Below are 12,145 nucleotides of genomic sequence, written 5' to 3'. Positions count from 1 at the left end.
TGGCATAAAACGTCACAAAGCTGTTATACTCGTTTCCAACACATTGGGGCTGATTCTGGATTCGACGGGATTTGCGAAACCCAAGGTGCATGCCGAGGGGCGGTTGGCCTCGTAAAAGCCGCAAAAAAATAGTCGCAAACGACGAAAACTACGCTTTAGCAGCTTAATAACCTGCTAAGAGCCCTCTCTCCCTAGCCTCCGCTCTTAGGACGGGGATCAAGAGAGGTCAAACCCAAAAGAGATCGCGTGGAGACCCTGCCTGGGGTTGAAGCGTTAAAACTAATCAGGCTAGTTTGGTAGTGGCGTGTCTGTCCGCAGGTGCCAGGCGAATGTAAAGACTGACTAAGCATGTAGTGCCGAGGATGTAGGAATTTCGGACGCGGGTTCAACTCCCGCCAGCTCCACCAAAATTCTCCATCGGTGATTACCAGAGTCATCCGATGAAGTCCTGAAAGCCCGCAAGGTGAAAGCCTTGCGGGCTTTTTTGTGCCTTGAATTTGTCCCGCGAAGTCCGAAGAGAACTAATTAAATCCGAACCTTTTAGGCCCATTGATAGGCCCAACGAAAAGTTCTATGGTTTTCGTTGGGCCTAAACGCATGGAGACTCCCCATGGCAAGAAAAACCAAGCCGTTAACTGATACGGAAATCAAAGCCGCCAAACCTAAAGATGCCGATTACCAGCTGTATGATGGTGACGGGCTTACTCTATTAGTCAAGTCCAACGGCAGTAAGCTATGGCAGTTCCGTTACTACCGACCTCTAACCAAACAGCGAACCAAACAGAGCTTCGGTGCCTACCCTGCCGTCTCGCTTTCTGATGCTCGTAAACTCAGAGCCGAATCTAAAGTTTTATTGGCGAAAGACATTGATCCTCTGGAACATCAGAAAGAACAGGTGAGAAATTCTCAAGAGGCCAAAACCAACACTTTCCTGTTAGTTGCCGAGCGTTGGTGGAATGTGAAGAAAGCCAGCGTAACCGAAGATTATGCCGATGATATCTGGCGCTCGCTTGAGAGAGATGTTTTCCCAGCAATCGGTGATATCAGTGTCACCGAGATTAAGGCTCATATTTTGGTTAAAGCAGTTCAGCCGGTTCAGGCAAGAGGTGCATTAGAGACTGTTCGCCGCCTTTGTCAGCGTATTAACGAAGTCATGATTTATGCGCAGAACACAGGCCTGATTGATGCGGTTCCCAGCGTAAACATCGGGAAAGCATTCGAGAAACCGCAAAAGAAAAACATGCCGAGTATCCGTCCGGATCAGCTTCCACAGTTAATGCAAACAATGCGTACGGCAAGTATCAGTGTGTCAACGCGGTGCTTGTTCATGTGGCAGCTTCTCACCATTACCCGCCCTACCGAAGCAGCTGAGGCTCGATGGGATGAGATCGATTTCAATGCTAGCGAATGGAAAATTCCTGCAGCTCGAATGAAGATGAACCGGGACCATACGGTTCCACTATCTGATGGGACTCTCGCTATTCTGGAGATGATGAAGTCTCTCAGTGGTGGTCGAGAATTTATCTTTCCCAGTCGCATCAAACCAACCCAGCCAATGAACAGCCAAACAGTGAATGCAGCACTCAAGCGTGCTGGCCTAGGAGGCGTACTCGTATCACACGGTTTACGTTCTATCGCTAGTACGGCACTCAATGAGGAAGGATTTCCGCCTGATGTCATTGAAGCAGCACTGGCTCATGTGGACAAAAATGAGGTACGTCGCGCTTACAACCGCAGCGATTACCTTGAGCAACGTCGTCCGATGATGCAGTGGTGGGCTGATTTTGTAAGCAAGGCCGACAGCGAATGTATTGTTGAAGCCGAAAAAAAGGAGTTCAAACTTGTGGGTTAAGGTTCCAGCAGGACTAGTTTCATTGGTTTTTCTCCGGGTTAAAGCGCAATGACTTAACCCTGCTCTGCAGGTTTCGTAGATAAATTACAATCGAATTTGCCAATGTGGTTCGTGTTAGAAGCGGATGTTACAAGCAGCATAGGTAACAAATGATGATACGAAGGGCTAGGGCCTCATTCCTGCTACAGATTGGGGCGTTGATGTGAAGTAACCAATACAGTAAACTTGGGATGTCCTTTAGCGTTCAGACGATTACGTCTAGTCGGGTGATTAGCCAGACTCTAACTTATTGTTAAGTTTCGTGGTTGCGGTAGTTGTTCTCCGCAGCCGCTTGTAAACTTCGCGGCTGCGGAGAACAACTACCGCATCCTTTAGTAAAGGGCAGTGGCAAACTGGATATGCAGTTTGCCACATTTTTTTCTGCATGTGTCTATGATTATTCAAGGACTTAGGATGCGCCTCAACCTTTATGCGAAACTGACCGAAATACAATCCCGTAATCGCAGACAAATTGATAGCTTCCTCTTTAACGCGCCTAACCGATATAAAGTGTACAGTATCCCCAAGCGTAATGGTGGGGAGAGAATCATCGCGCATCCATCAAGTGAGCTGAAATCTTTTCAACATAGTCTGATTGATATTTTGGAATCCAATTTTTTAATCCATAAGAGCGCCGTAGCCTATAAAAAAGGTTGGGGAATAAAACATAATGCAGCCTTGCATTCTAATAATCCATATATCCTCAAATTAGATTTTACAGATTTCTTCAACAGTATCACACCAGATCTGCTCTTAATGGCATGTGCATGGAATGGGTACACTTTATCTATTGCCGAGGAAAGAGTCCTAACAAAAAGTTTATTTTGGAATAAAGCTAAAAGCCAGTCAGGTAGGCTTTCTTTAAGTGTTGGAGCTCCTAGTTCGCCACTAATTTCTAATATCGTAATGTATCTCTTTGACGAAACATTCAGCAGCCTTTGTGAGCAACGCGAGATTATTTATTCTCGTTATGCAGATGATCTTACGTTTTCCACTCAACATAAAAACATTTTGTTTAGTTTACCTGATGAAGTAAGAACTTTCCTCAATAAAAACTATCACAATAGAATAACATTAAATGAACGTAAGACAGTATTTACTTCTCGAGCCCATAATCGCCATATAACAGGAATTACACTGACCACTAAAGGCACACTATCAGTAGGGCGAGAGCGTAAGAGATTTATTTCATCTCTAATTCATAAATATAAATTAGGCTTACTTGAACCCGAGATGACCTATTATCTTCAAGGCTTGTTATCATTTGCCATTTACATTGAACCTGAGTTCAGAACCCGAATGTCCAAGAAATACTCTCAAGAAATCATCTTAGAAATAATTAAACTGAGGAAGGAAGATGGAACCTATAAAAAATAAAAAATTTATCAAACTCATATCTAGCTCTCAGAAGGGAGATATCAATGCGTCCTACGAATTATATTCCAACTATAATAGCGGAAAATTTTTGGAGAAGAATAGTAATAAGGCAAATGAATATCTTGATTTGGCATTAAAGCAGTTTCGACAGCAACACATTGAATTATCTCACTTATCCATTCTTAATTTTAGAATTGTAGATCGCCTTAGCTTAAACCTCACCAGCAATAAAATCCAAGTATTAGTTGGTAATAACGGCGCAGGTAAAACTACTGTGTTGGATGCTATCTCTCAAAGCCTTAGTTGGCTTATACAACGGATAGTACACAAAGGTGGGAAAGGTAAGGATATTGATAAGTCTGATATAACCCTTGAGAACAATGATGGTTATAGCTCAATTATTACTGAAATTAAGCTGAGAAAAAATTACAGTTCAAAACTCGAATTGTGCGAAGTTGAGGATGGAAGTGTTGTAAATAAAAAAAGTTATTACAATGACTTTACTAAATTAGGTAATTTATACAAACTAGCTTGCGAGAAAGATGAGCAATTCGAACTACCAATCTTAGCTTACTATGGTGTAACACGTGCGACTGATATACATTCAAAAGATGTGGCGGAATTTGATGAAACATCTTCTATAGAGATTCCTAATCGTTTCGATGGTTATACTAATGCTCTTGCAGGTAAAGCTGATTTTAAAGGATTCTTCCGCTGGTATAAACGTCTCGATGATTTAGTTAAGCACGAAGATAAAAACATTACTCATGCTCATCTGTCAATGCTTGACTCTCTTGAAAAACTAGCAGAATCGGATGAAGATCCTCGAGATTTATTGAATGATTTAATTACCAAGGCTCGTCAAGGAGGAAAAGAAAGTAGCAGTGCAAAAAGGACACAACAAATAATAAATGATGCAGTGTCAATTTTCATGGGTGATTTTAGAAACTTAAGAATTGAGCTAAAACCAACATTACATATTTCAGTTGAAAAAAATAATATAAAAATCAATGTGCTTCAACTATCTCAGGGTGAAAAATCTTTACTCGCATTGGTTCTTGACATCTGTAGAAGAATGATAATACTTAACCCTTTATCAGAAAACCCTTTACTTTCTTCCGGGATCATCTTGATTGATGAAATAGATCTACACCTTCATCCGGAATGGCAAAGAAGTATATTGAGTAAGTTAAGCAATGTTTTCCCAAACTGTCAATTTATTGTATCAACACACTCACCTCAAATTATTAGTGAGGTTACATACGATAAAATATTCATGCTCGGCAGAGATGACAATAATAAATTCAACTGTTCATCACCTAAACAGTCCTATGGTCTGACATCAAACCAAGTTCTCAATGAAATAATGAAAACTGGGATTACTGATTTAGATCGCTCTCCAGAAGTTCAGGAAAGAATTGATAAAATATTTTTGCTAATAGCTAATGGAAAATTTGAAGAAGCGAAATCAAATATTTCTGAAATGGAAATAGAGCTCAATGGAGAGATCCCTGAATTTATTGGTGCTAAACTCGATATAGAAATTCAGGGGTGGGATGAAGAATGAGAGGTATAAATAAAGGAAATGAGCCTCGTTCACTTACCATGTATCGTGCAGCAGGTGGAGTATACGACGGGCATGATTTTACCCCGGTAAAGCATGCGATAAAATTATCCCTTTTGAAGGAGCAGGGGCATCTTTGCGCTTACTGCATGAGTCGAATTGCAATAGATAATATGAAAGTTGAACATTGGGCATGCCAATCCGACAACCCAGCACTTCAGCTTGATTATTCAAATTTGCTAGGTTGTTGCAAGGGAGATGAAGGGGAGAAAGGGGTTAATCAGACCTGCGATAGCCGTAAAGGGAATAGCCCCCTGAAATTTAACCCTAGTTGCCCACAGGATAGAATTAACACAATAATACAGTACGGTGGGCAAGGGAAAATATATTCAACTGATGCAGTTTTTTCGGTACAACTAAATACAGTACTCAACCTTAACAAGGCCCGGCATGTAGGCAATAGATTGCAAGTTATAAAGTGGTTGCGTTCAAAACTTTCATGCAAATCAGGAAGGCGTCGTACTAAGGCTGAAATTAGACGATTATTAGATGAATATATGATTGTTAATGCTCAAGGGCACTTGAGAGTTTATTGTGGTCTTGTTGAAAATTATCTTTCACATAGGCTATGAATGAATTAAGAAAATAATAGATACACATAATAATGATGTGCCTCCGATGTACTAATTGCTAAACGTCTATAGGTTCAACATCAATGGTGTATAAGGTATCCGCGCGGCTGATTAGGGGAAGTTTTGTGCCACATCTGCGTCATGTCGGACATGCACTAAAGTGCAGATAAAGTAAGGAGCATTAAGCTCCTTGCTTTTTTTATAAAATAGTTAAACTATATGATGCTGGCTTGTACCGAAGTTTCGATTACCATCATGGAAATCTTTACTATACTCTTTTGCCAAGTATGCCAATCGTAGCAGAAAGTTATGATAATTGTTATTTTTCACGCTGAGATCTGATCCTACCCGCGTAATGTGGACACGGCCCTAAGCGAGGTTCTGTTTTTCAAATTGTTCCGGGCTGAGACCGCCACAGGCACTGTGACGACGCCACCGATTGTAATCGCACTCGATATAATTAAATACTGCTGTCCGCATTATTTCCCGGCTGGCAAAGTCCTCTCCGTGGATACATTCCACCTTCAGCGTGTGGAAGAAGCTTTCCGCACAGGCATTGTCGTAAAAACTGCCTTTGGCACTCATACTGCCCTGAAGATTATGACGTTTCAGTAAGCTCCGGTAATCCGTTGAACAGTACTGACCACCTCTGTCTGTATGCACGATGACATTTTCCGGACGTTTACGCCGCCACAACGCCATCTGTAACGCATCGCAGGCAAGCTGTGCCGTCATCCGCGAGGACATCGACCGGCCAATGACTGACCGCGACCACAGGTCGATAACCACGGCCAGATAAAGCCAGCCTTCACCGGTGCGAAGATACGTGATGTCACCCACCCACTTCTGATTCGGGCCGCTGGCGTAAAAGTCCTGCTTCAGCAGATTCTCCGACACCGGCAGACCATGCTCACGGTAACTGACCGGGCTGAACCGGCGCGAGGCTTTCGCCCGTAGTCCCTGCCGACGCAGGCTGGCCGCCACGGTTTTTATGTTATACACCAGTCCCTGAGCACGAAGCTCATCCGTCAGGCGTGGCGCACCATAGCGCTGTTTTGCGTCACTGAATGCCTCCCGGACGACGTTATCACAGACAAGGCGGAACTGCTGACGCTGGTTTATCTGGCGACGACGCTGATGCCAGATGTATCAGCCGCTACGGTCAACCTGAAGTACACGGCACATGGCTTTGATACTGAACTCTGCCTGATGTTTTTCGATGAAGACATACTTCATTTCAGGCGCTTCGCGAAGTATGTCGCGGCCTTTTGGAGAATGGCCAGTTCCTCATCCCGTTCTGCCAGTTGACGCTTAAGACGGGCGATCTCAGCGGACATCTCCTGTTCGCGTTCAGAAGAAGATAGCTGATTTTGCTGTTTGCTTCGCCAGTTGTAGAGCTGTGATTCATACAGGCTAAGTTCGCGGGCGGCTGCGGCCACACCAATGCGTTCAGCCAGTTTCAGGGCTTCGTGACGAAATTCAGGCGTGTGCTGCTTACGTGGCTTTTTGGTCGTCGATACAGGCTTTGTCATGTGAGTCACCTCTGGTTGAGAGTTTACTCACTTAGTCGCGTGTCCACTATTGCTGGGTAAGATCAATATACCAACTTACGTTGTTCAGAAACTCATAGCCAGAAGCGGACATTGCAAAGATCAATCGGTGCTAACTCAAGGGTAACAGATCAGAAGGTTGTTACGTTTTAATCACAAAAAGAATAGATTATAATGCTGTGATTATGAACCATAATTGAAGGCTAACAGTAGCCAATGCGGTCACGGTTAGTTAGAACACTGTTATTACAGGACTAATAATGGAAATAAAATGCTTAGACCCTTTGGGAATTAATGGCTACGAAAGAGAAGCTAATGAAAAGCTTGAAGCTACTTTGCCAAATACTTGGAAGGGTTATTCTTCTTTAGAAATGCGCGGTAGACAGAGCAATGAGTTTGAAGGCGATCTAATTTTAATTACGCATGATAGAATCATAAACGTAGAATTAAAAAAATGGTCTGGAAAAATATTCTCTAACGATGGTAAATGGGTTGTGCAGTTCCCAGATGGCCGAGAAGAACACCGTAGTAATGGTGTACGGCAGGCAAGGAGATCGGCTCAAATTTTAGCAACTAAATTGAAAGAAAGGTTAAATAACCGTTTTGTCCCGTGGGTAGATTATTGTGTAGTGCTCTGCGGGTCTGCTACAAAGGATGATCTCCCATCAGATGAACAGGAGTACGTATTTACGTTAGAAGAATTCTCGAAAATTGGCGATGATAAGGTTTACAAACAATACTTCAAAGACAAAACATGGACAATTAAACGTAAGGAAGATGCCCCTAATAAAAACTTAAAGCAATGGGATAAAATTTTCTCTAATAATAGCGCAGATTTCAAAGCAAAGAATTACTCAGTAAACAATTACATACTACAAGGAAAACATTTATTTCAGCACAGAGATGGACTATACGCTGAATATCAAAGTCAACGATCTGATAATCCCAATTATAAAGCTATTATGCGTAGGTGGGACTTCACGTCTCCATGTATCATTGAGCATGCTAAAACACCTGAGCAACGATCGCTCATTGCACATAGAGAAAGTGATGTACTGGGTTACATAAGTAGCCAAGATGAAGACCTCAAGGATACATTCTTAAGACTAGAATATTTACCAAGTGAATTATCATCTGACTTCGTGGAGTTATATGAATGGCCAAATAAAAAAGAAAGACTTGATGCATTCATTAGAAAAAACAATAAAAAGCTTACTGATGAAAATAGACTAAATCTAATTCAAGCTCTAGTCAGTCACCTCGCAAACCTTCATGATATTGAAGTCGCACACCGTGACATTGGCAATCATAGCATCTGGGTGTCATTGCCAAGTAAGGTAGTACTATCAAATTTTCTAACTGCAACATATCCAGACCCACAAAATAAAACAGTATCAAATATCCGTAAAATACTTCAGCACAACCAGGTATCCACACCTGAAGAATTGTTTGAAGATACCGATGGTACCCATTTTACTCGTGATGTATATTTGGCTACCGCCGCTTGCCACTATATTGCATTTGGTAAACCACCAATAAAGGAAGATGGAATTTACCTCTGGCAACCAATTGAAGATAACCCAATTAGCATACAACTTGAGAAATGGTTTGAAAGGGGGTTAGAGCTAGAAGCTGCGGCCCGCTTTAAGGACTTACGAGAAGCCTTAACTGAACTAAATAAGCTATTGAATGTTGGTGAGTTTAGTAGTGAAGATAAATTAGGCTTACTTTCAACTTATCACTCATCAAAAAATATATATGTCAATTTTGGTAATACTAATCATGTTAAGGCTGAAGGAACTTTCATTTTTTTAAAAGCAGCTGATGAATCATTTGGTTTGAAAGCTTGGTTTGGTATCAATGATGTCTCGAATGATGGTGGAGTAAATAATCAATTATTGTCTTTTTTCAACAGACTTGACATCAGGAAAAATGCTGACCTAAAGTGCTTACCAAAAATTATAGATTATGGCCTTAATCCACAAATGACATGTGCTTTTATCCAATTCGAGTGGATAAAAGGCATTACCTGGCAGCAGTTTACAATATCTAGTAGCATTGATATTTCTATATTGAGAATTAAGCAATTATTATCTTCACTAATAAAGATACACTCTGCAAATATATATCATGGAGACATTCATCCTGAGAATATTATCGTTAATGAGAACGGTTTGTTCTTTATCGATATTATAGAGTTCGATGAAAATAAATATACTCCTACTTACGCACCTTCTAACCATGAAAATCTATCTAAGGCGAGTATAGATCGCTACGCTGTGGTAAAAATAATTAATGAATTGGCTAATTTGAAGCAGTTCACACATTTACTACAATATTTAAATGAATTAATTAAACTTCCTGAAATTTCTCACCAAGAAATCATAAAGCTACACGATGAGCTAGAGGATATAATGACGCCTCCTCCTCTAAAACTTGTAGCCACCTATAATGTTTATCATAAAAATCTTCAAATCAAACAAGGAATATTCTTGTCTGATGATGGTAAATATTATTTAGATATTGAAGTAAATAAAGGTAAAGATAACAATCTAGTTTCAATCCGAATTACGGGTGTAAAACATAGATTGAGCATATTAGTGCATCCGGAAAAGAAATTCATTGTATCCGCCAATCTTGATGAAATCAGGCATAATGATTTCATCAAAAACAAAAAGAGATCAACTCTAGAATTAAATGGAGAGATTCTTTTTTGTAAATATCAAAGTGAATCTTCTGAAGATTTTTTTGATATAATTCTTGAAAGCCCTACATACAAAGAACTTTTGAATAACAACATAAATTCCGAAGAGAATAGTTCTAGTGGCGACTTGCTTGCTTTATCTAATATTAAGAGTTCAAAAGTAACAGATGTGAGAGTTGTATGGAAAGCTCTAATTGATACCGAGCATGAAAGTAATCCCAGAGTTGAAATATCTACAGACCCCCGAATACAAGGTGATAAGTACATTTTCCAGTACACTAGTGAAGGTGCTGCTTTAGATTTCAACCTTAATACTGAGCGTGTATTTGTATACTCTGATAGACATGGTGAACTTCGAAGGATTGGAATTATTGCAGATATTGGTCCAAATTCGATGGCGATAAATATCTGGGGTAAAGCTCGAATTGAGCTTGGTGATACCTTAGTTCTTGAAGGGGCATTGTCGGCATCGTCATTAAATAAGCGAAAATCAGCAACAGAAAACCTTGTCAACAATCGAAGTATTATAAGTAATATCGCAGATTACTTCTCACCTGGAGCCAATGTAAAGCCTTCAGAGCATAAAGAGCCAACTGATGCAGAACTCGATTTATATACCGAATTAGATCATGATGGCAATGTGCTCTTTAAGCTAAATGAGCAACAGAGAGATGCATTTAAAGGTTTATATAAATATGGACCTATTAGCTTACTTCAAGGCCCTCCGGGAACTGGTAAGACTGCATTTATTGGATCTTTTATACACTATTGTATTTCAAATGGAGCCAGACGAGTACTTTTGGTGAGTCAGTCACATGAGGCTGTGAACAATGCTACAGAGAAAGTTAGGTCATTATTTGGAAGGAATGATACATCGATAGATATTGTGCGTCTTGGCGATCAGCATGTCCTTTCTGAACAGCTTGATGATGTGGGAGAAAAGGCCCTTCAAGAACATTATAGAGATAGATTTAAAGCTGAATATGAAGAACGCATCGCCAAAGTTGCGCAGGAAATAGGTTTAGATGAGGAGTTTACTCGCATTGCTACTGAGTTTGAAAGATCATTTGGAAAACAATTAGATCGTATTATTTCTCGCATGAAAGATACAGATAGTGATTCGGAAATCGCTTCAATAAAACACATTAAAATATTTCGTGAGAAGCTACCTGAATTCTTCGTTCGCAGAGCAGACCTTGTTCTTAATCTAGATAATATTGAGCTTGCCAACTATCGAGAATTCATTTATTCAGCGTTAGCAAGACACTATGAAATTTTCTCAGAAAACTTAATATCAAAGTTTAATAACATCATTTCTATATCAAATGAGTGGCTGAGTGTTATGGCTTCAAGTCAATCTCAATTCCAAAACTTCTTAGCCAAAACTCGAACATTAGTATGCGGTACCTGTGTTGGGATCGGCCGAAATCATTATGGAATTCAAGAGAGCATTTATGATTTAGTTGTTATTGATGAAGCTGCCAGATCCCCTGCAAGTGAGCTTGCAATAGCAATGCAGGTCGGACGTAAAGTCCTCCTTGTTGGAGATCACAAACAGTTACCACCTTTGTTCAATGAAGAACATATCAAAGCAGCAAAAAGAATATTACCAAATGTTAGCACTGATGAGTTAAAGCGCAGTGATTTTGAAAGAGCCTTTGTTTCCACTTACGGGAAAACTGTTGGCCGATTTTTGAAAGTCCAATATAGAATGATACCGGCTGTTGGAAACTTAGTATCAGAATGTTTTTACATAGAAGAAGGTGGTTTAGAAACTGGTAGAGGTAAAACTAAAAAGGCTTATTTGGAGTTGTTTGAAGATGTATGCACTCCTGTAACCTGGATTGATACGAGTAAAACTAAAAAGAATTCATTTGAATCTAGACCAACTACAAAAAATGCGAATCATAAGAGCTACATTAATAAATATGAAGCAGAAATAATATTGGAACTTCTAAATAAGTTGTCTTCAAACAAAAATTCCGAAGATCTCTTGATTGCAGACAACGATCCTAAAATTGGTATTATTTGCATGTATGGCGAACAAGTTAGATACCTGATTAGAGAAATTAATAGAGTAGCCTGGGCACGAACGTTATTAGAAAGGGGAATCATTAAAGTAGATACAGTAGATAGTTATCAAGGTAAAGAAAACGATATTGTCATCGTTTCCCTTGTTAGAAGTAATTTGAACGGTAGCCAAGGATACGTAGCGTCAGAAAATAGAGCGAACGTGGCACTGTCTCGCGCCAAAGAGGCATTATTTATCATTGGCAATTCTGATATGTGGAAAAATCGTAATGAAGGCTCAGCCTTTGGTCGAGTATATAAATATATTTCAGAACATAATAGTGAAGAATATTCTGTTATCAATTCATCTTCTTTGGAGGCCAAAAAATGAGAATAGCATTAAATAAGGTTTGCTTT

The 12,145-nt window shown here is 40.1% G+C and carries 6 protein-coding genes, 1 other RNA gene and 1 pseudogene; 6 read left to right on the top strand and 2 right to left on the bottom strand.

What is annotated here, in order from left to right; translation table 11 throughout:
* Nucleotides 1-45 precede the first annotated feature (45 nt).
* The 5 genes from ssrA (at nucleotide 46) to RT197_RS16675 (ending at nucleotide 5,464) form a co-directional block, all read left to right on the top strand.
* Nucleotides 46-407: a transfer-messenger RNA gene (gene ssrA, locus RT197_RS16695) on the top strand.
* Between the two features lie 203 nt (nucleotides 408-610).
* The gene (locus tag RT197_RS16690; protein ID WP_312952271.1) at nucleotides 611-1,852 is read left to right on the top strand and encodes an integrase; all 1,242 of its coding nucleotides are present in this window, start codon (nucleotides 611-613) and stop codon (nucleotides 1,850-1,852) included.
* A 432-nt stretch (nucleotides 1,853-2,284) separates the two neighbouring features.
* Nucleotides 2,285-3,268 carry a retron St85 family RNA-directed DNA polymerase gene (locus RT197_RS16685; protein WP_312952270.1) on the top strand — a complete coding sequence of 328 codons (984 nt, stop codon included), beginning with the start codon at nucleotides 2,285-2,287 and terminating at the stop codon, nucleotides 3,266-3,268.
* The gene (locus tag RT197_RS16680; protein ID WP_312952269.1) at nucleotides 3,249-4,835 is read left to right on the top strand and encodes an AAA family ATPase; all 1,587 of its coding nucleotides are present in this window, start codon (nucleotides 3,249-3,251) and stop codon (nucleotides 4,833-4,835) included. The genes RT197_RS16685 and RT197_RS16680 overlap by 20 nt, the downstream gene beginning before the upstream one ends.
* The gene (locus RT197_RS16675) at nucleotides 4,832-5,464 is read left to right on the top strand and encodes a retron system putative HNH endonuclease (RefSeq protein WP_312952268.1); all 633 of its coding nucleotides are present in this window, start codon (nucleotides 4,832-4,834) and stop codon (nucleotides 5,462-5,464) included. The genes RT197_RS16680 and RT197_RS16675 overlap by 4 nt, the downstream gene beginning before the upstream one ends.
* A gap of 210 nt (nucleotides 5,465-5,674) precedes the next feature.
* On the opposite strand, the gene RT197_RS16670 is transcribed toward RT197_RS16675, so the two are convergent.
* Nucleotides 5,675-5,794 (bottom strand): inovirus-type Gp2 protein, encoded by a 120-nt coding sequence (locus RT197_RS16670; RefSeq protein WP_312952267.1) that lies wholly within the window; start codon nucleotides 5,792-5,794, stop codon nucleotides 5,675-5,677.
* Between the two features lie 39 nt (nucleotides 5,795-5,833).
* A pseudogene (locus tag RT197_RS16665) lies at nucleotides 5,834-6,996 on the bottom strand (IS3 family transposase).
* A 278-nt stretch (nucleotides 6,997-7,274) separates the two neighbouring features.
* Between RT197_RS16665 and RT197_RS16660 the strand changes: the two are divergent.
* The gene (locus tag RT197_RS16660; RefSeq protein WP_312952266.1) at nucleotides 7,275-12,119 is read left to right on the top strand and encodes an AAA domain-containing protein; all 4,845 of its coding nucleotides are present in this window, start codon (nucleotides 7,275-7,277) and stop codon (nucleotides 12,117-12,119) included.
* Nucleotides 12,120-12,145: the final 26 nt, after the last annotated feature.

Origin of the sequence: Superficieibacter sp. (assembly GCF_032071645.1) — a bacterium.
In the GTDB taxonomy this organism is placed as follows: domain Bacteria; phylum Pseudomonadota; class Gammaproteobacteria; order Enterobacterales; family Enterobacteriaceae; genus Superficieibacter.
This window is presented reverse-complemented; position numbering and strand designations above follow the sequence as displayed.